This window comes from Vibrio sp. R78045 (assembly GCF_042466085.1).
In the GTDB taxonomy this organism is placed as follows: Bacteria; Pseudomonadota; Gammaproteobacteria; order Enterobacterales; family Vibrionaceae; genus Vibrio; species Vibrio cyclitrophicus.
In genome coordinates this window covers 937022-961281 of sequence record NZ_JAXHBS010000018.1, presented here as the reverse complement: position 1 = coordinate 961281, position 24260 = coordinate 937022, and the positions used below count along the sequence as shown (strand labels likewise).

20 protein-coding genes are annotated in these 24260 nt (G+C 44.2%); all 20 read left to right on the top strand.

Annotation, left to right across the window (positions count from 1 at the left end):
* Nucleotides 1-239: 239 nt before the first annotated feature.
* The 20 genes from SJY39_RS26090 (at nucleotide 240) to fliG (ending at nucleotide 24231) form a co-directional block, all read left to right on the top strand.
* Entirely contained in the window at nucleotides 240-989 is a 750-nt protein-coding gene (locus tag SJY39_RS26090) for a flagellar basal body rod protein FlgF (protein ID WP_004736179.1), read from the top strand.
* A gap of 21 nt (nucleotides 990-1010) precedes the next feature.
* A complete protein-coding gene (gene flgG / locus SJY39_RS26085; RefSeq protein WP_010439295.1) occupies nucleotides 1011-1799 on the top strand; it encodes a flagellar basal-body rod protein FlgG in 789 nt (262 codons plus the stop codon).
* Nucleotides 1800-1893: 94 nt separating this feature from the next.
* On the top strand, nucleotides 1894-2670 hold the full coding sequence (flgH, locus tag SJY39_RS26080) for a flagellar basal body L-ring protein FlgH (protein WP_010439297.1): 777 nt from the start codon (nucleotides 1894-1896) through the stop codon (nucleotides 2668-2670).
* Between the two features lie 127 nt (nucleotides 2671-2797).
* The gene (locus tag SJY39_RS26075; RefSeq protein WP_010439299.1) at nucleotides 2798-3889 is read left to right on the top strand and encodes a flagellar basal body P-ring protein FlgI; all 1092 of its coding nucleotides are present in this window, start codon (nucleotides 2798-2800) and stop codon (nucleotides 3887-3889) included.
* 10 nt (nucleotides 3890-3899) lie between these two features.
* The gene (flgJ, locus tag SJY39_RS26070) at nucleotides 3900-4817 is read left to right on the top strand and encodes a flagellar assembly peptidoglycan hydrolase FlgJ (protein WP_016792926.1); all 918 of its coding nucleotides are present in this window, start codon (nucleotides 3900-3902) and stop codon (nucleotides 4815-4817) included.
* A gap of 221 nt (nucleotides 4818-5038) precedes the next feature.
* Nucleotides 5039-6919, top strand: a complete 1881-nt coding sequence (gene flgK / locus SJY39_RS26065) for a flagellar hook-associated protein FlgK (protein WP_010439302.1) — start codon at nucleotides 5039-5041, stop codon at nucleotides 6917-6919.
* Between the two features lie 9 nt (nucleotides 6920-6928).
* Nucleotides 6929-8119 carry a flagellar hook-associated protein FlgL gene (gene flgL / locus SJY39_RS26060; protein ID WP_010439304.1) on the top strand — a complete coding sequence of 397 codons (1191 nt, stop codon included), beginning with the start codon at nucleotides 6929-6931 and terminating at the stop codon, nucleotides 8117-8119.
* Between the two features lie 420 nt (nucleotides 8120-8539).
* The gene (locus SJY39_RS26055; protein WP_010439307.1) at nucleotides 8540-9676 is read left to right on the top strand and encodes a flagellin; all 1137 of its coding nucleotides are present in this window, start codon (nucleotides 8540-8542) and stop codon (nucleotides 9674-9676) included.
* Between the two features lie 632 nt (nucleotides 9677-10308).
* Nucleotides 10309-11442, top strand: a complete 1134-nt coding sequence (locus tag SJY39_RS26050; RefSeq protein WP_010436625.1) for a flagellin — start codon at nucleotides 10309-10311, stop codon at nucleotides 11440-11442.
* A gap of 751 nt (nucleotides 11443-12193) precedes the next feature.
* A complete protein-coding gene (locus SJY39_RS26045; RefSeq protein ID WP_010439310.1) occupies nucleotides 12194-13324 on the top strand; it encodes a flagellin in 1131 nt (376 codons plus the stop codon).
* Between the two features lie 80 nt (nucleotides 13325-13404).
* Nucleotides 13405-13830: a flagellar protein FlaG gene (gene flaG, locus SJY39_RS26040; RefSeq protein ID WP_010439312.1), complete on the top strand. Its 426-nt coding sequence runs from the start codon at nucleotides 13405-13407 to the stop codon at nucleotides 13828-13830.
* A 22-nt stretch (nucleotides 13831-13852) separates the two neighbouring features.
* Entirely contained in the window at nucleotides 13853-15880 is a 2028-nt protein-coding gene (gene fliD / locus SJY39_RS26035; RefSeq protein ID WP_016788649.1) for a flagellar filament capping protein FliD, read from the top strand.
* A 3-nt stretch (nucleotides 15881-15883) separates the two neighbouring features.
* Nucleotides 15884-16189 carry a flagellar protein FliT gene (locus tag SJY39_RS26030; protein ID WP_010439316.1) on the top strand — a complete coding sequence of 102 codons (306 nt, stop codon included), beginning with the start codon at nucleotides 15884-15886 and terminating at the stop codon, nucleotides 16187-16189.
* A gap of 12 nt (nucleotides 16190-16201) precedes the next feature.
* Nucleotides 16202-16612, top strand: a complete 411-nt coding sequence (fliS, locus tag SJY39_RS26025) for a flagellar export chaperone FliS (protein ID WP_004736194.1) — start codon at nucleotides 16202-16204, stop codon at nucleotides 16610-16612.
* A 227-nt stretch (nucleotides 16613-16839) separates the two neighbouring features.
* Nucleotides 16840-18306 (top strand): sigma-54 dependent transcriptional regulator, encoded by a 1467-nt coding sequence (locus tag SJY39_RS26020; protein ID WP_010439319.1) that lies wholly within the window; start codon nucleotides 16840-16842, stop codon nucleotides 18304-18306.
* A gap of 184 nt (nucleotides 18307-18490) precedes the next feature.
* Complete coding sequence (locus SJY39_RS26015; protein ID WP_010439321.1) at nucleotides 18491-19531, top strand: PAS domain-containing sensor histidine kinase; 1041 nt, start codon at nucleotides 18491-18493, stop codon at nucleotides 19529-19531.
* 33 nt (nucleotides 19532-19564) lie between these two features.
* Nucleotides 19565-20974, top strand: coding sequence for a sigma-54 dependent transcriptional regulator (locus tag SJY39_RS26010; RefSeq protein ID WP_010439324.1), 1410 nt, complete (start codon nucleotides 19565-19567; stop codon nucleotides 20972-20974).
* Between the two features lie 132 nt (nucleotides 20975-21106).
* On the top strand, nucleotides 21107-21418 hold the full coding sequence (fliE, locus tag SJY39_RS26005; protein ID WP_010439327.1) for a flagellar hook-basal body complex protein FliE: 312 nt from the start codon (nucleotides 21107-21109) through the stop codon (nucleotides 21416-21418).
* 16 nt (nucleotides 21419-21434) lie between these two features.
* On the top strand, nucleotides 21435-23177 hold the full coding sequence (gene fliF, locus SJY39_RS26000; RefSeq protein WP_016784728.1) for a flagellar basal-body MS-ring/collar protein FliF: 1743 nt from the start codon (nucleotides 21435-21437) through the stop codon (nucleotides 23175-23177).
* The gene (fliG, locus tag SJY39_RS25995) at nucleotides 23170-24231 is read left to right on the top strand and encodes a flagellar motor switch protein FliG (protein WP_016767055.1); all 1062 of its coding nucleotides are present in this window, start codon (nucleotides 23170-23172) and stop codon (nucleotides 24229-24231) included. The genes fliF and fliG overlap by 8 nt, the downstream gene beginning before the upstream one ends.
* The last annotated feature ends 29 nt before the right edge of the window (nucleotides 24232-24260 follow it).

The following is a 24260-nucleotide window of genomic DNA, read 5'->3' as shown; positions in this document are numbered from 1 at the left end:
CAATTCAATGTTATTGAATTGGGTATTGTTGGTGAATTTAAATATGGCTGTTTGTCTTCTTATTTGCCGCCCCTATTGCCGCACGGTAATGCCACTGGCAATAACTCCTCCTCAATGATCCTTTAATGATCACCCCTCTTTGTTTGTTTCCTATTTAAATTATTGATAAATAACAGTTAAAAATATTGGCACAGTGTTTGCTTTATAAGCTTTAGAAGATGATTTTTTGGAGCAAAATTATGGATCGCGCACTGTTTCTTGCCATGAGTGGCGCAAAGCAAAATATGCAGGCTTTGCAGCTACGTGCAAACAACCTTGCCAACGTTAGTACAACGGGTTTCCGTGCCGATTTAGCACAAGCACGTTCAATGCAAGCGTATGGTGAAGGCATGCCTACTCGTGTTTTCAGCATGACAGAACGTCCGGGTCATAATTTCGCACAAGGTAGTGTGGTCACTACTGGTCGCGATCTCGATGTCACGATACAAGGTGATGGCTGGATTTCGGTAATGGACAACACTGGCCGTGAAGGTTTAACACGTAACGGTAACCTAAAGGTTGACCAAAACGGTTTGCTAACTAACGCAAGCGGCCATTTGGTGTTAGGCGAGAATGACGCACCCATCACGTTACCTATTCCTATTAGTAAAGTAGAAATCGGCACAGACGGTACTATTTCGGTGATTCCTCAAGGCGCTCCAGCTGAAGAATTAGCGATTGTCGACCGAATCAAACTTGTGCGTCCAGATAATCAAAGCTTATTTAAAGATACGAATGGTCTATTCCGTTCGAAAAACCCAGATCAGGCATACGAAGCAGATGCAGCGGTAACGTTGCTAAAAGGTGCCATTGAAGGCAGTAACGTAAATGCTGTCGGTGAGATGACCAGCCTAATTGACTTACAACGTCAATTCGAAATGCAGGTCAAGATGATGAGCACAGCAGAGGAAATGGACAAGTCGTCTGATTCACTGCTTCGTATGAGCTAATAGAATTTAAAGGAATTTGCTATGCATCCAGCATTATGGGTAAGTAAAACAGGCTTAGACGCCCAACAAACCAATATCTCAACCATTTCAAACAACCTTGCCAACGCCTCAACCATTGGCTTTAAAAAGAGTCGTGCGGTATTTGAAGATTTGTTCTATCAGAACATCAATCAGCCGGGTGGCCAATCGTCGCAGAATACCGAGCTGCCAAGTGGTTTGATGTTGGGTGCCGGTTCTAAAGTCGTGGCAACTCAAAAAGTTCACACCCACGGTAACGCACAAACGACATCGAACAGCCTAGATATGATGATCGAAGGTGACGGCTTCTTCCAAGTTGAAATGCCAGACGGTGAGACAGGCTATAGCCGAAATGGTCAGTTCACGCTGAACGGTGAAGGCGCAATCGTAACCTCAGGTCAAGGTTATGCTCTACAGCCAGAAATCGTGATTCCAGAAGATGCGATCTCGGTGACGGTTGGTAACGATGGTGAAGTATCAGTTCGCCTACGTGGTGAGCAAAACAACGTCGTGGTTGGCCAAATCACCATTACTGACTTCGTAAACCCAGGTGGTTTAGAGCCTGTAGGTCAAAACCTTTATTTACCAACGGGAGCAAGTGGCGATCCGCAAGAGGGCGTTCCGGGCTTTGATGGTTTGGGTAACATCCGTCAGTCGATGTTAGAAACATCGAACGTAAACGTAACCGAAGAGCTGGTTAATATGATTGAAGCTCAACGTGTTTACGAAATGAACTCGAAAGTTATCTCGTCGGTAGACAAGATGATGAGCTTTGTTAACCAACAGCTGTAATTGGTTTATTTGCCGTTTACGTACTTATTCATAATTAATAGATCTGCTTCTAGTCATTGATCTATTTACCATTGCCTGCTGAGAGTATATCGCCATGAAACGTATTTTTTGTTTAGTTTTGTTAGCTTCTATGACCGGGTGTACTGTGTTGGATCCGATCGAGACTCCGGCACAAGAAAACGCAACCACAGTGGTTGATGCGGTAGAAGGCGATAAGTCGGCTGATGAAAGCTCAGGCATTATCGATACACTTCGTGGTAGAACAGACCCAATTGCAGGCGATCCTGCATGGGCGCCGATCAATCCAAAAGAAAAACCAGAGCATTACGCAGCGGCAACAGGTTCACTGTTCAATATCAACCATATTGGCAGTATGTACGATGATTCAAAGCCTCGCGGCATTGGTGATATTATTACCGTTGCGTTAGATGAAAATACTCGAGCGACCAAAAAAGCTAATGCTGACATGTCTAAGTCTAACGATGCATCGATGGAGCCTTTGGCTGTTGGCGGCCAAGAGTTGACTATTGACAAGTACAACTTCTCTTATGATCTGAGCAATACCAACACCTTTGCTGGTGATGCATCAGCCAACCAAAGTAACAGCATTAGCGGCTACATTACCGTTGAAGTCATCGAAGTATTAGCCAATGGAAATCTAGTGGTTCGTGGTGAAAAGTGGATGACACTGAATACAGGTGATGAGTATATCCGCCTAAGTGGTACTATCCGCCCTGACGATATAGATTTCGAAAATACCATCGCTTCAAACCGTGTTTCTAACGCACGAATTCAATACTCAGGGACTGGAGTGCAAAAAGATATGCAAGAGCCTGGATTCTTGGCACGATTCTTTAATGTATCACTGTAGAGCTTGAGAGGATGTCGGCTTACTGACAGCCTTTACCACTCGGCCATATTTAGCTAAGTTTTTGTAAATTAAATTATTATAATTACATAGCTACTATAAATTGAAAGCAATACAGACAGGTTACTCAATGAAAAAACTAACACTCGTACTACTTGGCATGCTATTTCTTGCCACCAGTGCCCATGCTGCACGTATTAAAGATGTGGCAAAAGTGGCGGGTGTTCGTAGTAACCAACTTGTCGGTTATGGTTTGGTCACGGGCTTGCCGGGTACAGGTGAGACAACTCCCTTTACTGATCAAACGTTTAACGCAATGCTGCAAAATTTTGGCATCCAATTGCCGCCCGGCACTAAGCCAAAAACCAAAAACGTAGCGGCAGTAATTGTTACCGCTGAATTGCCAGCCTTCTCTAAGCAAGGTCAGGAAGTTGACGTAACGGTGTCTTCTATCGGTTCAGCAAAAAGCCTTCGTGGTGGTACCTTACTGCAGACTTTCCTGAAAGGTCTAGACGGTCAAGTGTACGCGGTAGCACAAGGTAACTTGGTGGTGAGTGGCTTTAGTGCTCAAGGTAATGATGGTTCTAAGATTGTCGGTAACAATCCTAATGTCGGCATCATATCTAGCGGCGCGACGGTCGAACAAGAAATCCCAACGCCATTCGGTCGTGGTGACTACATCACGTTCAACCTAATCCAATCAGATTTCACAACGGCGCAGCGCTTAGCTGATGCAGTTAATAATTTTCTAGGCCCACAAATGGCTTCAGCGGTTGATGCGACTTCAGTAAAGGTTCGCGCACCACGTGAAATCAGCCAGCGTGTGGCTTTCTTATCGGCAATCGAAAACATCGAGTTCGATCCTGCAGAGGGTTCAGCAAAAATCATTGTTAACTCTCGTACTGGTACGATTGTGGTTGGTAAACATGTTCGCTTAAAAGCGGCAGCGGTAACACACGGTGGTATGACGGTAGCAATCAAAGAAAACCTCAACGTGAGCCAACCGAATGCATTTTCTGGTGGTCAAACCGTAGTGGTTCCTGATTCTGATATCGAAGTCACAGAAGCCGATGGCAAGATGTTCAAGTTTGAACCGGGTCTAACGCTGGATGATTTGGTTCGTGCAGTCAATGAAGTGGGCGCAGCGCCTTCTGATTTAATGGCAATCCTTCAAGCACTGAAACAAGCCGGTGCAATTGAAGGTCAATTGATCATTATCTAAGGAATAAAGCATGATTAAGAATAACAATGACATCGGCTTTATTCACGATATCGGTAGCTTAGATCGTCTTCGTCAACAAGCAGTAAATGGTGAAGAAGGCAGCGAAAAAGAGGCACTAACTGCTGCGGCAAAACAGTTTGAATCGATTTTCACTTCGATGCTGTTTAAGTCGATGCGTGATGCGAACTCTAGCTTTAAGTCGGATATGCTGAACAGCCAGAACGAGCAGTTTTATCGTCAGATGCAAGATGACCAAATGGCGAGTGAGTTGAGTGCTTCAGGTTCATTAGGCCTTGCGGACATGATCGTTGCTCAGTTAAGCGCCGGTCAAGCAAGCGATGCGACAGAAGATAAGGTTCGTAGTGAAGGTTTTGATACTTCACTGCAAAGACCTCAGTATTCAGGCCGTTCAGAAGACAGAGTATCTGAAGTTCAACCTGCTTCCGCTGTTAAACAATCAGTATCCTTCGATTCTCCAGAGTCGTTTGTTACCTCAATGAAGCCTTACGCTGAAAAAGCGGCGAGTGCACTTGGTGTGGATTCATCTCTGCTATTGGCACAAGCGGCACTTGAAACAGGTTGGGGTTCTAAAATGGTTAAGAATTCTTTGGGGAACAGCAATAACTTATTCAACATCAAAGCAGATAGAAGTTGGAAGGGCGATAAGGTTGCTACGCAAACTTTAGAGTTCCATGGCAAAACTGCCGTTAAAGAATTGGCATCTTTCCGTTCTTACTCAAACTTTGAAGACAGCTTTAATGATTACGTGAAGTTCTTGAACGAAAATCCAAGATACGAAACGGCATTACAGCATCAAGGCAATTCAGAGAGCTTTATCAAAGGCATCCATCAAGCTGGTTACGCAACTGACCCTAACTATGCAGACAAGGTGTTGCGCGTTAAAGCTAAAATCGATGAGATGAATTAGCCCCATCAATTAACAATGAGAGCTTGCCATGGCAGGCTCTTCTCTTATCCGCTCCTTCATATCTGGCCCTATTGTTTTTAGTTATTTCCTTACACTTCAATAAATTATGGTCTTTTAATCTTTTATTGTCCCTATTGGCACATATGTTGCTTATTATCTTGGTAATATGCTGTTGTAGTTAATCAGTTCATCCTGATTTTATTAAGTTTTTTGGGGGCATTATGGCGTCGGATCTTCTGAATGTAGGGGCACAAAGTGTTCTTACGGCTCAGAGACAGCTAAACACCACAGGTCATAACATTTCTAACGCCAACACAGAGGGCTATAGCCGTCAGTCTGTGATTCAAGGTGTGAATGACCCGCGCCAGTATGGTGGGCAATCCTACGGTATGGGTGTTCATGTGGAAAATGTTCGCCGCTCTTGGGATCAGTTTGCCGTTAAAGAACTTAACTTATCGACAACCAATGCCGCTAACAAAGGCGATACCGAAGCCAACCTCGATATGTTGTCGAGCATGTTGTCATCGGTTGCTTCAAAGAAGATCCCAGAAAACCTCAATGAATGGTTTGATTCTGTTAAAACTCTCGCCGATACCCCGAATGATGTGGGTGCGCGTAAAGTCGTTTTAGAGAAAGCAGGGCTTGTCACTAAAACCTTGAATGAATTTCATGAAACGGTACGTCAACAGTCTGATTCAACGAACAAAAAATTAGAAGTCGGCATTGAACGAGTAAACCAAATTGCGGTTGAGATTCGTGATGTTCAGCGTCTGATGATGCGAACGCCAGGGCCTCATAATGATTTACGAGACCAACACGAAAAGCTGATCAATGAGCTATCTGGTTACACCAAAGTGACGGTAACGCCGCGCTCGAATGCGGAAGGATTTAACGTCCATATTGGTAATGGTCATACCTTGGTTTCTGGTAGTGAAGCAAGTCAACTGAAGTTGGTTGATGGCCTACCTGATACGCATCAGCGCCGACTAGCGATAGTTGAAGGTAAGTCTTTGAAGCCGATTACCAGCAATGATATCGATGGAAAAATCGGTGCCATGCTCGATATGCGAGACGAACATATCCCTGACATCATGGATGAATTAGGACGTTTGGCGACGGCTTTCTCTGAGAAAGTAAACTCACTTCAATCACAAGGTTTGGATCTCAATGGCAACGTTGGCCAAGATATCTTCACCGATGTGAACTCTGAGCGGGTGGCTAAATCACGCGTGACGGCTGGTAGCCAATCAAAGGCAGACGTAGCGGTATATATTGATGACACCTCTGCCTTAAAAGGCGGCGAGTATGGCCTTAAGTATGACGGCAGTGACTATGTCGTGACCAAGCCTGACGGCGAAACGGTCAAAGTCAGCACCAATTCAACAGGTAATGCTTTTTATCTAGATGGTATGCGAGTCGAAGTTCGAAACCCGCCGGAATTGGGTGAGAAACTGTTACTGCGCCCAACTCGTAACTTTGCTGCTCAGATTCAGATGGAAACCAAAGACCCTAGAGATATTGCCGCACAAAGTTATGAGGCATCGACCACGTTCGCGAAAGGCTCGGCGGGGTTCAAGATCCTAGCGGCCGGTCAATTGCGTGAGTTTGAAGTGATTGTTTCACCAAAAGGTGAGCAGTTTGCCGTGACTGATCCGAAAGGCAATATTTTAATGCAACCGCAGCCGTACCCACCTGAAGGGCCGGTTACGATTAATGGCACGACTTTCGAGTTGACCTCTGGCGCGGTGGCAAACGATAAATTTACGGCAAACCTTGTCCCATCAGAGGGTGACAACGGTAACTTGCGTAAGCTGCAAGATCTCCAAACCGGTAAGATCTTGAATGATGGTGAGTCTACGATTTTAGACCTTTATCACAACTTGAATACCAACACGGGCCTGAAAGCGTCGACGGCAAATCGCTTAAGCGATATTGCCACCTTAGAAAAGGAATCCGCTCAGGAACGTATTGCTTCAGTGTCGGGGGTTAACCTCGATGAAGAAGCGGCAAATATGATGAAATTTCAGCAAGCGTACATGGCTTCTTCACGCATCATGCAAGCAGCTAATGATACGTTCAATACTATTTTGGCTCTGAGGTAGGAAGTATAAATGTTGAATCGTATTTCTAGCTTCCACAACTACCAATCTGTTCAGAACGACTTGCGCCGTCAAGAAAACAAAATACATCACAACCAAGCACAACTTGCTTCTGGTAAGAAGTTACAGTCGCCAAGTGATGATCCTTTGGCGACCCACTATTTACAAAATATTGGTCAGCAATCAGAGCAGCTTAAGCAATATAGTGATGCAATCGTCTTAGTTCGTAATCGATTGGAGCATCATGAGGTATTGATCTCCAACACCGAAGGCTTTGCTGATGAAGCAAAACGAACCGTGATGGAAATGATTAACGGTGCGCTTTCTCCAGAGGACCGTTTAGCGAAAAAGCGCGAGCTCCAAGAGTTATCGAATAACTTTCTGCATTTAGCTAACTCTCAAGATGAGTCGGGTAACTACACGTTTGCGGGTACTAAACCGAAGAATCAACCCTTCTTTAGAGATAACCAAGGCAACGTCAGTTATCAGGGCGATGACTATCAGCGAAAAATGCGTGTAGCGAGTAGTTTCGAGATGGCGATGAATGATCCAGGCAGCAAGTTATTTATGGAAATAGATAACCCGTTTGGTGATTACGAACCTCAGTACGAGCTTGAACCCGCGTCTGAATTGCTTTTGGAACGTGCGACGAACTCAGCTGACGATGGGTCAACGTATAAAGTCACTTTTGTTGATATGCAGACAGGAAATTATGCTTACCAACTTGAAAAGGATGGTGCAGTGGTTGCCGCTGAAGACTTTGATCCCTCTACTGGCATTGTCTACGAAGGGTTGAATATTCAAATAAAAGGTCAGATCACCAAAGGCGATTCGATCACGTTAGAGCCAAGAGAGACATTCTCTATCTTTGATACGTTCAAAGAGGCGTCTGAACAGGCTGAAAACCCGGTATCAGATGCTTCAGCCACTGCGAAATTACATCAAGTGACTGAAGAATTTCATGCTGCGTTTATTCATCTAACGAAGGCTAGAACCGATGTCGGTGCACGCTTGAGCACATTGGATATTCAAGAGCAGCAACATGAAGATTTTAAGTTGTCTTTAGCGAAAGCGAAAAGCAACTTTGAAGACTTGGATTATTCGAAAGCCATTATTGAATTTAATGAGAACTCTCGAGCACTCCAAGCTTCACAACAAGCGTTTGGTAAAACAAAAGACCTAACCTTGTTTAACTATATTTAACGACCAATCGGTATTTAGTGATGAATCAAGGTTCATCATTGAAGTCGATTCTTTGCCTTATGTGCTATGCCATAAGTGCGAATCACTTCAACGTTTGCCGTTTTTTTATACAGAATACAATGTGTTCGATATAAGCGGCAAAAAGCGGCAATGAGCGAAGGAGTTCAACTCACTATTTCGCTCTAGTAGTATAATATCGAGCCAGATTTATCTTTAACTTATTGATTTTAATGTTTTATAAAAATAATCAATAGAAGATTAAACTTGGCATACAATTTGTATCTGTATTTGTCATAAATGATTTATACAGTTCTTAATCCTTGAATAAGGTTTAACGAGTAATACACGGTCAGTGCTTATCCATATGAGAGTAAAGCTGGCCGCTTCGCAGAAAGTTTGCGAACTCATAAGGAGAGCAAAATGGCTATCAATGTAAGCACTAACGTATCTGCTATGACAGCACAGCGTTACCTGAATAAAGCGTCTAATGACTTAGCGACTTCTATGGAGCGCTTGTCATCAGGTCATAAAATTAATAGCGCAAAAGACGATGCAGCGGGTTTGCAAATCTCTAACCGCTTAACAGCGCAGTCTCGTGGCCTTGATGTGGCAATGCGTAATGCCAATGATGGTATTTCGATTGCTCAGACCGCTGAAGGTGCGATGAACGAATCAACGAACATATTACAACGTATGCGTGATTTGGCGATTCAATCATCAAACGGCACTAACTCGCCGGCAGAACGTACCGCGCTAAACGAAGAGTCAATGGCACTTCAAGATGAGCTTAACCGTATTGCGGAGACAACGTCGTTTGGCGGACGTCGTTTGTTGAATGGATCATTTGGTGAAGCATCATTCCAGATAGGTTCTAGCTCCGGTGAAGCGATGATTATGGGATTAACCAGTGTTCGTGCTGATGATTTCCGTATGGGTGGTACTACGTTCGATTCAGAAAACGCGAAAGACAAAGATTGGCAGGTGCCACCGACAGCAAGCGATCTTAAGTTCGAATTCAGAACCAAAGATGGTGAAGACATCGTTCTAGATATTAACACCAAAGCGGGTGACGATATCGAAGAACTCGCCACTTACATTAATGGTCAATCTGATTTGCTGAACGCATCGGTTACTGACGAAGGTCGTCTACAGCTATTCGTTGCTGAACCTGATCTTGAAGGTGCAATGTCGATCTCTGGTGGTCTAGCATCTGAACTAGGCATTAAGAGTGAAGGCCGCCCTACATCAGTTCAAGACATTAGCTTAATGACTGTTGCTGGTTCACAGAACGCAATCAGCGTGATTGATTCAGCAATGAAGTATGTAGATTCACAACGTGCTGATTTGGGTGCGAAACAGAACCGTCTAAGCCACAGTATTAACAACTTGGCGAATGTTCAAGAGAATGTAGACGCTTCTAACAGTCGAATCAAAGATACGGACTTTGCGAAAGAGACGACGCAAATGACGAAATCACAAATTCTGCAACAAGCAGGTACTTCTATACTTGCTCAAGCAAAACAGTTGCCTAACTCTGCAATGACACTATTGCAATAGTTATTGGTTGAACTTGCTGCTCGTGTTCAGACGTGAGCCATGCAGCAAGGGAAACTGGCAAGCATACTTACTATTGAATGTTTAGCTCTCTCATCTCTCACCTGCTATCCATTTTTACAGTAAGAATGCAACGGCAAGTCGGAAATGTGTTCATTTCTCGATGATCTCCACACAGGCTCTGACGCGCCAACTAGCCCCGGTTCTCTCAAAGGAAAAGGGGCTTTTTCCTTTCTGTCTTCCCACTATTTTCTAGACTTAGTTTTCTGATCAGTACTTCTTCGATTTAACCAACTCGTTTTACCTCAAATAACCCTCTTTGCGACACAAGATCGACGTTGGTCTGAGATCTTTGGTGATTGTTCATTTCTCTACGTTGAGTAGTTCAAATAGTAATTAGTGTGTTTTTTGAACGTTTTTAGATCTTTTCTCTGTTGAAGTCTTCCGCTGCTTTAGAAAATAATAAATATTAAGTTACTGATAAATAATGGTTTAATATTTTTTTTGTGGTTTTCTAAAAGTTTTTCTAAAGCTTCTGTATTTCGAGCCGTTATTAAAAGTAACTTTGAGAGAACTACTTGGTTTTCCGAGACGTCGGAAACCGCTATACCGGAAAATCAATTGGAGAAATCACCATGGCAGTGAATGTAAATACCAACGTTTCAGCGATGACAGCGCAACGTTACCTAAACAATGCTAACAGCGCACAACAAACATCAATGGAGCGCCTAGCTTCAGGCTCTAAAATCAACAGCGCAAAAGATGACGCTGCGGGCCTACAAATCTCTAACCGTTTGAACGTTCAGAGCCGCGGCCTTGATGTTGCTGTTCGTAACGCGAACGACGGTATCTCTATTGCACAAACTGCTGAAGGTGCAATGAATGAGACGACGAACATCCTGCAACGTATGCGTGATTTGTCTCTACAATCTTCAAATGGCTCAAACTCAAAATCTGAGCGTGTAGCGATTCAAGAAGAAGTAACAGCACTAAACGACGAATTAAACCGTATCGCAGAAACCACGTCTTTTGGTGGTAACAAACTGCTTAACGGTACTCACGGTACTAAATCATTCCAAATCGGTGCGGATAACGGTGAAGCGGTAATGCTTCAACTGAAAGACATGCGTTCTGATAACGCTCAGATGGGTGGTAAGAGCTACCAAACTGAGAACGCGAAAGACAAAGACTGGAACGTTCAAGCGGGTTCTAACGACCTGAAACTATCGTTCACCGACAACTTCGGCCAAGCGCAAGAAATCGACATCAACGCAAAAGCGGGTGACGATATCGAAGAGCTAGCAACGTACATCAACGGTCAACAAGATTCTGTGAAAGCGTCTGTAACTGAAGACGGTAAGCTACAAATGTTTACTGGTAACAACAAAGTTGAAGGCGAAGTGGCGTTCTCAGGTAGCCTAGCGGGTGAGCTTGGCATGCAACCTGGCAAAGACGTAACGGTTGATACTATCGACGTAACGTCAGTGGGCGGCGCACAAGAGTCTGTAGCAGTAATTGATGCGGCACTTAAGTACGTAGATAGCCACCGTGCTGAACTGGGTGCTTTCCAAAACCGTTTCGACCACGCTATCAGCAACTTAGACAACATTAACGAGAACGTTAACGCATCTAAGAGCCGTATTAAAGATACCGATTTCGCGAAAGAAACGACTCAGATGACTAAGTCTCAGATCCTTTCTCAAGCTTCAAGCTCGATTCTTGCTCAAGCGAAGCAAGCGCCGAACTCGGCACTTAGCCTACTCGGTTAATCGATTGAAAGGCCACGTTGACCTATGACTCAATGCGTTAACGTTTGGTTTCCACAAATTAGCTCGTGGTGAGAGATGAGCGCTAAACAGACCCAGCTTCGGCTGGGTTTTTTATTGCCTGTTATTTGGGAAAAGTGCGCTGTCGGTGAACAGGAGTAAAAGCGAGATTCCCTATCACGTTCGTTCCTCACTGTAGGGAATGACGGGGATAGAGTGATGATGATTTCACAGCATTGCGAGATGAGCACTGTTGGCCGAGTGCATAATGTTTCAGTTTGAACAAAGGTATTTGTCGTCATTCCAGAACCGAGTAGAACGAGGTATCAGGAATCTGTTTTTTAATTGAAGCGTTGTTCAATATCTCACTTACCACAGTGACCAATGACGAGTGGTTCATAAATTAATGGGACATCTGCCGTCATCCCAGAATCGAGTAGAACGAGATATCAGGGATCTGCTTTGGTTTTTATGTGCAAATCGACACTTATAAATGAGCGAAGATACGAAACTTTAGCGGATAATGCACTATTCATTGAATCCCGATCACACTTTTCTTTGTTGTTGAAAATAATGCGAAAAAAAATGCATTTTTTATTAAAGCTTCTAATTAAGGGGCCGTTAAAGGGATTGAGAGAAATGATATGTACCAATGTAAGGTGAGAGAGACACTGGTATATAAACAAATTGATATGTATTTGTGTGAGGTGAGAGTCACATAGGTGCATTAAAAAATGCCTAAAGGAGATCAACTATGGCGATTAATGTAAGCACAAATGTGTCTGCAATGACGGCTCAGCGCTACCTAAATAGCGCGGCTGAAGGTACTCAAAAATCAATGGAGCGTTTGTCTTCTGGCTATAAAATCAATAGCGCAAAAGATGATGCTGCAGGCCTACAAATCTCTAACCGCTTAACGTCGCAAAGTCGTGGTCTAGATATGGCTGTGAAAAACGCGAATGACGGTATCTCAATTGCACAGACTGCTGAAGGTGCAATGAATGAGTCAACTAACATTCTGCAACGTATGCGTGACCTTTCTCTTCAATCTTCAAATGGTTCAAACAGCAAATCTGAACGTGTTGCGATCCAAGAAGAAGTCTCGGCTCTAAACACAGAACTTAACCGTATTGCTGAAACGACCTCTTTTGGTGGTAACAAGCTTCTTAACGGTACTTACGGCAGCCAATCTTTCCAAATCGGTGCAGATTCTGGTGAAGCAGTAATGCTAACGATGAACAACATGCGTACCGACACTCAAGACATGGGTGGTAAGAGCTACGGTGTTACAGAAGGTAAAGATGCTTCTTGGCGTGTAGGTGCTGGTGCTGACTTAACGATCAAATACAATGATAAGTTTGGCGAAGCACAAGAGTTGTCTATTTCTGCGAAAGAAGGCAACGATATCGAAGAGCTAGCAACTTACATCAACGGTCAAAGCCAAGATGTCAAAGCGTCTGTTGGTGAAGGCGGCAAACTGCAACTTTTCGCTTCAAGCCAAAAAGTTGAAGGCGATGTAGAGTTCGGTGGCAGCCTTGCTGGTGAGCTAGGTATCGGTGCTGGTAAAGACGTTACTGTTAACGACATCGATGTAACATCGGTTGCTGGTGCAAATGAAGCAGTATCGATCATTGATGGCGCTCTGAAATCAGTGGACAGTAACCGAGCTTCTCTTGGTGCTTTCCAAAACCGTTTTGATCACGCGATCAGCAACTTAGATAACATCAACGAAAATGTTAATGCATCGAAGAGCCGTATCAAAGATACCGATTACGCGAAAGAAACAACGGCTATGACGAAGTCTCAAATCCTACAACAGGCGAGTACTTCCATCCTAGCTCAAGCGAAGCAATCACCATCAGCAGCTCTAAGCTTATTGGGCTAAACTTACTTAGGTAAGTAGCGGTAAACTCTACCCAAGTAGAGTTTTACTGTTTGGCTCATAAAGGAGGGAGGGAGAGTGTTATGGAAATTCCATCCAACGCATCGAACATCCAGCCTTATGGCTCACCTAATGGCATTAAATTTGCAAGCGATGAAGGTAGTAGTGCGTCGAGCATTTCACGACTAAAAGAAGCAACATCTTATGGCAAGGTAGATAAATCGAAAGAGGAGGCTACCGAAGCTGCGATTCAATTAGCTCAACATCGACAAGAGTTAAATGATGAAGAGCGAGTCAAAATGGTGGAGAAGGTAAACGAGTTTATCTCCTCTCTCAATAAAGGTGTGGCTTTTAAGGTCGATGAAGAATCTGGGAGAGATGTGGTTACGATTTATGAGACCACAACCGGTGATATTATTCGCCAGATACCTGATGAAGAAATGCTTGAAATTCTAAGACGCCTAGCAGCCCAAAACTCGAATAGTAGAATATTTGAGGTGAAGGTTTAAGTCGTATTATTGAGGTGGTTTAATGAGTTTTGGCCCAATGGGGATTTCGTCTGGCATGGATATCAATTCCATGGTCAGCAAAATTGTTGATTCTGAGCGTGTACCTAAACAGCAAAGAATCGATAATGAACGAACGCGAATCGATACCAGCATTAGTGCCTATGGAAGACTTAGAGAATCCCTTGATTCGATGAAAAACCTGATGACAAATTTTCGTCAGGAAAAAGCTTTTGCTGTGCGAACAGTCGAAAGTACCGATGAAGCTCTTGTTTCTGCAACAGCGACTACTGAAGCGATCGCTGGCAAATACGCCATCGATGTGTTGCAGCTTGCCCAGAGCCATAAAGTAGCTTCTGATGTGTTATCAGAAGACATGAAATTTGGCCCAGGTAAGCTGCAGGTTTCGCTCGGTGATGATAGCTTTGATGTGCAAGTTGGCGACAGATCGAAACTTATCGATGTCGTTCGCAGCATAAATGGCGCAGATAGCAATCCAGGCGTTCGCGCATCTATTATCAATGATGTCGAAGGCCCACGACTTATTGTCGCCTCAAACCAGTCTGGTTCAGATCAGCAGATCAGCATTAATGTAGAGTCTGATGCTGCTAACCCTCTCAAAAAACTCGAATATAAAACTCTAGAAGAGCGCGTGAAAGCACTAGAGAAAGCGCGCCTTGCTGCACAAGATGTTCTTGCTCTAACCCCTGCAGGAAAAGCGGTTGAAATCATCGATGAAGCGATCGCTAACGATGACCCAAATGCGAGTGAAAACCTCGATGAAGACGGAAACATAATTCCCGCAACTCAATCCGATTCTACCTCAGATGTTGACCGAGACTCTCAAAGTCTCAGTTACGGTGAGCAAGCCGCAGTTGACGGTCAGGCTGCTTTAGATGCAGCTCAAGCTGCTAAATCGGTGATGCCTGAAGACAATATTCCAGGCTGGACTGAAACCGCTTCTGGTACCCTTTTAGATTCTTATTACACACCAGAACTCGAGCTTGATGAAAAAGCGATTGAGAAAGCACCTGATGTGCCAGGGTGGTCAAATGCTGCCTCGGGTACTCTGACTGACTCATACGTGACACCAAAAGAAGCCCAGCAAAAGCTAGAAGCTGAGCAAGCGCGTATCGAAGAGAAAATTTCACAAGAAAAAGCCGATCTCGCTGAAAAAGTTCAAAAAGGCGAATTGACCGCTGAGCAAGCCAAAACAATTGAACGTGCGAAATTAGAACCTGAAGAGCGTGAGCTTTTAGAGCAAGTCGATAAAGTGCAAGCTGACCTTGCTCAAGCTCAAGAGTCTTTTGATACATACAGTGGCATGACTGAGGTCCAAGCGGGACAAGATTCAATGGTCGTCTTGGATGGCGTTGCTCAACTGTCTAGTAACAACAATGTGATTGAAGATGCCGTAGAAGGTATCGACATTACAGTGAAGGGAAAAACACCGAAAGATAAGCCACCGGCAGAAATTGGTGTTGAGTACGACCGTAATAGCGTTCGCCAAGACATAGAAGCTTTCGTAAATTCTTATAATCAGTTTTATCAAGTCTCTAAAAACTTGGCGGGTGTTGATCCAACAACCGGCCAAAAAGGGCCGCTTTCGGGCGACAGCACGGTACGTAACGCTGATTCGCGATTGAAAGGTGTGTTTTCGTCAAGTATTGAAGGCGCGCCTGATAACTTAAAATCTTTGACCGAATTTGGTATCACTACGACAAGACAAGGCTCGTTAGAGATAAACTACGACATGCTTGACCGTCAACTGAACAATAACTTTGACAAGCTAGGTGAGTTCTTTGGTGGTAACAACGGATTCGCCAAAAAAGTGGAAGATGCGATTCAAGGTATCACAGGTATCACCGGCTCTATCCGCACTCGTGAGAAGAGCCTAGTTGAGCAAAATTATCGCTTGGCTGATGATCAAGGTGCATTGGATCGCCGCATGGACAGCTTAGAGAGTCGCACGCACTCTAAGTTCACTGCAATGCAAGATGCAACCAGTAAGATGCAATCTCAGCTGGGTAGTATGATGAATGCATTAGGTTAGTAGATGAACAATCAGCTTCAAGAGCTTTGTGAACTGGATCAACTAATTATCTCTAAACTCGAGTTTAGCGAAATTAACGCTGAAGAAATAACGCAGCTTGTCGATAACAGAGAACAGTTATTGCAAAACGTGCTTCAATTCATCGACTCACACCCCGACGTTAAGCAAAGCTCTGAATGGTTTGAAGCCATTACCAGAACCAGAAAATTAGTCGAATTGATGCAGTCTGAGACGAGTAGAGTAGGCAAGACCCTGCACAAATATCGTCACGGTGCTAAATCAGTTCAGCAATACAAAAAGTTTTTATAGAAGAGGTTTACTATGCGCGGTTCTTTACAGGCATATAAAAAGGTATCAGTGGATAGTCAGCTAACGGCTGCTTCACCGCATAAAATTGTGCAAATGTTAATGGCGGGCGCTATCGAGCGCTTGATTCAAGGCAAAGCGGCAATGCAAGCGGGCAACATCCCGGTGAAAGGGGAGCGACTTGGTAAGGCTCTAGATATCATCATTAGCCTACGCAGTTGCCTATCTATGGACGACGGTGGCGACATTGCAAAAAATCTAGATCAACTTTATGAGTTCATGATCACGCAAATTTCTGCGGCAAATCACAAAAATGACCCACAGCCTATTGATGATGTTATCGATATTATCCGCGAAATTAAGAGCGCTTGGGACCAAATTCCGAACGAATATCACAACTTGACCTCTGCTGACGTAGGTATTTAAAGAAAAACTGCAGTTCTAACCAATTTCATATCCTTCAATTGGTTGGTTGCCTTATTTTTTTAATCAAATAAAATAGAAGCCATTAGATAGCCTAATGGCTTTTTTCGTTGCTGATTTCCTAAATTTGTCCACGTAAACATAATCATTGATGTGTTTCTCTGTTTTATCGATTACGTCGCTCACCGTTTTTCCGCATCGCACCAAAATAAAGGCAATAATTCCTACTTATGCAAGGTTTGGCAAAACTGCTTGTCGTCGACGATAACGCTCAAGATCGTCACAATTTAAGCACAATATTAGAGTTTGTAGGAGAGAGCTGCGAAGTTATCAGCTCTGAACAAGCACGCAAAGTAGACTGGTCACTTCAGTGGGCAGGCTGCATTATCGGCTCAATTAAAGGTAAAGGCTTCAACGCATTACTGAATGAAAAGCTTGTTCATGCGAATCACATCCCACTGCTTGTGATTGGCAAAAACAATCACCCAGTAGACGAGCTTACTAACTTTGTCGGTGAACTTGAACTTCCTCTTAATTATCCTCAATTGAGTGATGCATTAAGACACTGCAAAGACTTCTTAGGCCGTAAAGGCGTTCAAGTTGTGTCTTCAGCGCGGAAGAACACACTGTTTCGCAGCCTAGTTGGGCAAAGCGCTAGCATTCAAGAAGTTCGTCACTTAATTGAGCAAGTCTCTGCTACGGAAGCTAACGTGCTGATTCTTGGTGAATCGGGTACGGGTAAAGAAGTCGTAGCACGTAATATTCACTATCATTCTAAGCGTCGTACTGGGCCATTTGTGCCAGTGAATTGTGGCGCGATTCCAGCAGAGTTGCTCGAAAGTGAACTGTTTGGTCACGAGAAAGGGGCGTTTACTGGTGCAATTACCGCACGTAAAGGCCGTTTCGAACTGGCTGAAGGTGGCACACTATTTCTTGATGAAATTGGCGATATGCCAATGGCGATGCAAGTTAAGCTACTACGCGTGTTACAAGAGCGATGCTTTGAGCGTGTAGGCGGTAACAATACCATTCAAGCGGATGTTCGAGTGATTGCGGCAACGCACCGTAATCTTGAGGATATGATCGATGCCGACTCTTTCCGTGAAGATCTTTATTATCGTTTGAACGTATTCCCAATTGAAATGCCGGCTCTTCAAGATCGCAAAGAAGATATCCCTCTGTTACTTCAAGAGCTGATGACCAGAATGGAAGCAGAAGGTAGTATGCCTATCTGTTTTACGCCTCGCGCCATCAATTCTTTAATGGAACACTATTGGCCAGGTAACGTTCGTGAGCTAGCGAACTTAGTTGAACGAATGCTAATTCTTTATCCAAATAGCTTGGTTGATGTGAATCACCTGCCAACCAAATATCGATACAGCGATATTCCTGAATTCCAACCAGAGTTTAATAGCTTTGTGTCTGAAGAAGAGCAGGAGCGTGATGCATTAGCCGACTTGTTCTCAGAAGACTTCAGCTTTGATCAGCAAGATGAACTTGCCGACAATGCAAATGCACCTCAAGAGTTACCGCCAGAAGGGGTTAACTTGAAAGAGCTGCTCGCTGATATGGAAGTGAACATGATTAATCAAGCGTTGGAGGCGCAGGGCGGTATCGTTGCTCGTGCGGCTGATATGCTTGGAATGCGTAGAACGACTTTGGTTGAAAAAATGCGTAAGTATAATCTACAGCGCTAGAGCACAGATTAATGTTCAGCAACACAAAACTAAGACTCTTTTTACTAAAAGAACAGTTTTGATTGTGCGAATAGAAAGGGCATAGTCGAGTTGTTGCTTGCTTAACTATGTGATAAATATAGCAAATAGCCTGACTCGTGTTGTGCGTGTCAGGCTGTTTTAGTATTTGAGGCAAATTTTTGACATGCAACTATCTAACGAACCAGAAAATCAATCACACCTCGATTCTGTAGAGCAACAAGTAGAGCGCTATAAACAAGTGCTCGATGTGATGCCTGCTGGTGTTATCTTGTTAGATACGCATGGTGAAGTGAGAGAGGCCAACCCAGAAGCGCACCGTATCCTTGGTGTTGAACTGGTTGGTGAGAAGTGGTTTTCGGTGATTCAAAGTGCTTTCGAGCCAAAGGACGATGACGGTCACGAGATCTCATTGAAGAATGGTCGAAAAGTTCGACTGGCAATTTCGGCTTCTACGACAGGTCAACTGATATTGATTACCGACCTGACCGAGACTCGTCTATTACAATCTCGCGTTAGTGACCTTCAGCGCTTGTCATCATTAGGAAGAATGGTCGCTTCACTTGCTCATCAGGTTCGGACACCACTTTCGAGTGCAATGTTATACGCATCAAACCTTGCCGCACCAAACTTACCACCAGCAACAAAGACACGTTTTCAATCTAAGCTTATGGATAGATTGCACGACTTAGAAAAACAAGTGAATGACATGTTGTTGTTTGCTAAAGGCGGTGATAATAAAGTGGTTAAGCCATTTACTGTGGCTGAATTGATCACAGAGTTTCACCCGATGGTGGAGGCGGCACTCAAAACCAACCAGATTGATTACTGCCAAGAAGTAGAAGGCGAAGAGACTAAAATGTTTGGTAATGCCAACGCTATTGCTTCAGCGCTAAGTAACCTGGTTCTGAACGCGGTTCAAATTGCGGGTAAAGAATCGCAGATCGATGTTTTTTTTAGGCCCGTAAACGGTGAACTTAAGATATCAGTACAAGACAGTGGCCCCGGTGTACCGAAAGAGCTTCAAGGTAAAATTATGGAACCATTCTTTACCACTCGTTCACAAGGTACAGGTTTAGGCTTAGCGGTTGTACAAATGGTATGTCGTGCACATGAAGGCCGATTGGAATTGATATCAGAAGAAGGTGATGGCGCATGCTTTACTATGTGCTTACCGCTCGAAAGAAGCGCTTCAACCGAAGGCTAATACGTTTTAATTGAATTTACACTGGAGAATCCTATGGCTCAAAGCAAAGTGTTAATCGTCGAAGATGATGAAGGTCTACGTGAAGCCCTTGTTGATACACTCGCGCTTGCTGGCTATGAATGGCTGGAAGCGGATTGTGCGGAAGATGCTCTGGTCAAATTGAAATCTAACTCCGTTGATATTGTCGTGTCTGACGTTCAAATGGCAGGCATGGGTGGTTTGGCACTGCTAAGAAACATCAAGCAGCATTGGCCAAATTTACCCGTACTGTTAATGACAGCCTATGCCAACATCGAAGATGCTGTGGCGGCAATGAAAGAAGGTGCTATTGATTACATGGCAAAGCCCTTTGCCCCTGAAGTATTGTTGAACATGGTGAGCCGTTACGCGCCCGTTAAGTCGGATGATAATGGCGACGCTATTGTGGCCGATGAAAAAAGTATCAAATTAATGATGTTGGCTGATAAAGTCGCAAAAACCGATGCCAATGTCATGATCTTAGGGCCAAGCGGATCGGGTAAAGAAGTTATGTCTCGCTACATTCACAACGCTTCTAGTCGTAAAGATGGCCCATTTGTTGCGATTAACTGTGCCGCGATTCCAGATAACATGTTGGAAGCGACACTGTTCGGTTATGAAAAAGGTGCATTTACTGGCGCTATTCAGGCCTGTCCAGGTAAATTTGAGCAAGCACAAGGCGGGACGATTCTATTGGATGAGATCAGTGAAATGGATCTTAGCCTACAAGCCAAGCTTTTACGTGTATTGCAAGAGCGCGAAGTAGAACGTTTAGGCAGCCGTAAAAGCGTCAAGTTAGATGTGCGTGTTCTGGCTACCAGTAACCGAGATCTGAAACAGTATGTTTCTGAAGGGAATTTCCGTGAAGATTTATACTACCGACTGAACGTGTTCCCAATTTCTTGGCCGCCACTTTGTGAGCGTAAAGGTGATATTGAGCCATTAGCTAAGCACTTGGTTGAGCGTCATTGCACCAAACTTGGTATGCCTGTACCTGCGGTTTCGGATCTAGCCATCAACAAACTCGTCAATTATCCGTGGCCGGGTAATGTTCGTGAGCTAGATAATGTCATCCAGCGAGCCTTAATCTTGAGTGAGCAAGACAATATTTCTGGTGAGCATATCTTGCTTGAAGGTGTTGATTGGCAAGATGCAAGTGGACTGCAGCAAATTGTGGAAGGTAATGATGTTGCAGCGCCAGAAATTAAGCCGATAGCTGAAGCGAGTCCAATCAATAAACTGGCTGCCAGCAGCGAAGGGTTAGGTAATGAGCTTAGAGATCAAGAGTATGCGATTATTCTTGAAACATTGATTGCATGTAATGGCCGCCGTAAAGACATGGCTGAAAAGTTGGGCATTAGTCCACGCACATTGCGTTATAAGTTAGCAAAAATGCGCGATGCTGGAATAGATATCCCAAACTGAGCATAGATTAGTAGTGCCAGCTTTCTGACTGTTGTAGTACGATGTCTAGTCAAAATAATGTGTGGCACGCTAATTGCTCAGTCAATAATACAGCGAAATAGATAGTCATAATTTTGACTCCTGAGGTAGTAGATGAGAATAGATGGTTTACAAGGCGAAATGCAGGCAATGATGGTTGAAGCTGCTAGCGCGCGTCCTGCAGCAACAGGGCAAGCGGTTGGTGCAGATTTTGGCAACATGTTGACGCAAGCCATCAATAATGTGAACTCATTACAAAAGACCTCAGGTGATCTTCAAGCTCGTTTTGATAGTGGAGACCAAAGCGTGTCTCTATCTGACGTGATGATTGCTCGTAATAAATCTAGTGTGGCTTTTGAGGCGACGATCCAAATTAGAAATAAGTTGGTCGAATCGTACAAAGAGCTGATGAATATGCCGGTATAAGTTGGGTAGTTAAATAGTGGCAGATAATAGTCAAACAACAGATTTAACCGTAAGCGATAGCAACGACCACGCCCTCATGGCGAGTTCTGATCTTGATGGAGAAGGGCAGAATCCTGATCTAGGTGAACGCAGTTCATCAAAGTTCGATATGGCTGTGGGTGACCTCGATTTACTTCGTCAAGTGGTCTTGGTTCTTTCTATCTCGATTTGTGTAGCGCTCATTGTAATGCTGTTTTTCTGGGTAAAAGAGCCAGAAATGCGTCCTTTAGGCGCTTACGAAACTGAAGAATTGATCCCCGTTCTGGATTACTTAGATCTGCAAAAGATCGAGTATTCTCTTGAAGGTAATACTATCTCAGTACCAGCGAGTGAGTACAACTCACTGAAGCTTAATATGGTACGAGCTGGGTTGAACCAAGAGCGAAACGCAGGTGATGACATCCTCATGCAAGACATGGGTTTTGGTGTATCACAACGTTTAGAACAAGAACGCCTTAAGTTAAGCCGTGAGAGACAGCTAGCGAAAGCCATTGAACAGATGAAACAGGTGCGTAAAGCTCAGGTTTTATTAGCACTACCAAAGCAAAGTGTTTTTGTGCGTCACAATCAAGAAGCCTCTGCGTCAGTATTCCTTACACTTAAAACTGGAAATAACCTTAAGCAGCAAGAAGTGGATTCTGTTGTGGATATGGTGGCGAGTGCTGTTCCTGGAATGAAAACCTCACGTATCACGGTGACTGATCAGCACGGTCGATTGTTGAGCTCAGGTTCTCAAGACCCAATGTCTGCAGCACGTCGTAAGGAACATGAGTTAGAGCGTAACCAAGAGCAAGCGCTGCGCGAAAAAATTGACTCTATCCTGATACCTATTCTTGGGTTTGGTAACTATACCGCTCAGGTTGATATTCAGCTCGACTTTAGCGCTGTGGAACAAACCAGAAAACGTTTTGACCCGAATACACCAGCAACTCGAAGTGAATATACATTAGAAGACTACAACAACGGTAATACTGTCGCTGGTATTCCTGGTGCTTTGAGTAATCAGCCACCAGCAGATGCTTCTATCCCTCAAGATGTTGCCCAGATGAAAGACGGTTCAATGACGGGCCAAGGTTCAGTTCACAAAGAAGCGACCCGAAATTTTGAGTTAGATACAACCATCAGCCATGAACGTAAACAGAGTGGCACGGTTAATCGTCAGACAGTTTCGGTTGCGATTAAAGACCGTCAATCACTGAATCCAGATACAGGTGAAGTGGTTCACACACCCATCCCAGCAAGTGAAATCAATGCGATTCGTCAGGTGCTGATTGGTACTGTTGGTTTTGATGAAACCCGTGGCGATTTGTTAAACGTACTGAGCATGCAGTTTGCGCCTCAAGTCACTGATGTGGTGGCTGACGTACCTATTTGGGAGCATCCAAACTTTAATGATTGGGTCCGTTGGTTTGCGAGTGCGTTAGTTATTATTGTGGTTGTTCTAGTACTTGTTCGCCCTGCTATGAAGAAACTGCTTAACCCTGCGGCTGATAACGATGATCAAATGTACGGCCCTGACGGTATGCCAATTGGCGCCGATGGCGAAACCAGCTTAATTGGTGGTGATATCGAAGGTGGAGAGCTGTTTGAATTTGGTTCAAGCATTGACTTACCTAACCTTCACAAAGACGAGGACGTGCTGAAAGCAGTACGTGCACTTGTAGCGAATGAACCAGAGCTAGCAGCTCAAGTAGTTAAGAATTGGATGGCAGATGGCTAACGAAATTGTTCCACAACAAGCAGAAGGCGGTGAAGTGCTTGATGTCGCGAGTGTGGATATCGCCTCAATCTCGGGTGATGAACGCGCTGCGATCTTGTTGTTGAGTTTAAACGAAGAAGATGCAGCAGGCATTATTCGTCACTTAGAGCCGAAACAGGTTCAACGTGTGGGTAGTGCGATGGCTCGTGCTGCCGATTTGTCGCAAGAAAAAGTAGGTGCTGTGCACCGTGCTTTCTTGGATGATATTCAAAAGTACACCAATATTGGTATGGGTAGCGAAGACTTCATGCGTAATGCGTTGGTTGCCGCTCTGGGTGAAGATAAGGCAAATAACCTTGTTGACCAGATTCTTCTGGGTACTGGTTCTAAAGGCTTGGATTCTCTTAAGTGGATGGATCCTCGTCAGGTGGCAAGTATCATCATTAACGAGCACCCACAGATTCAAACGATCGTATTGTCCTACTTGGAAGCTGACCAGTCAGCCGAGATTTTGTCGCAGTTCCCTGAACGTGTGCGCTTGGATTTGATGATGCGTATTGCGAACCTTGAAGAAGTCCAACCTTCGGCACTTGCTGAACTGAACGAAATCATGGAGAAACAGTTTGCGGGTCAAGCAGGTGCTCAAGCAGCCAAAATTGGTGGCCTGAAAGCGGCGGCAGAGATCATGAACTACATGGACAACAACGTAGAAGGTGTCTTGATGGATCAAATCCGCGATCAAGACGAAGACATGGCAACACAGATTCAAGATCTTATGTTTGTCTTTGAAAACCTTATTGAAGTCGATGACCAAGGTGTTCAGCGATTGCTGCGTGATGTTCCACAAGACATTCTACAAAAAGCACTTAAAGGTGCCGATGATGGTCTGCGTGAGAAGATCTTCAAGAACATGTCGAAACGTGCTGCTGATATGATGAGAGACGATATTGAGGCGATGCCGCCGGTGAAAGTCTCTGAGGTGGAAGCGGCTCAGAAAGAGATATTGGGTATTGCGAGGAAAATGGCAGACAGTGGCGAAATTATGTTGTCTGGTGGCGCCGACGAGTTCCTTTAATACAGTAATCTCAAAGCCCCACACTGTTG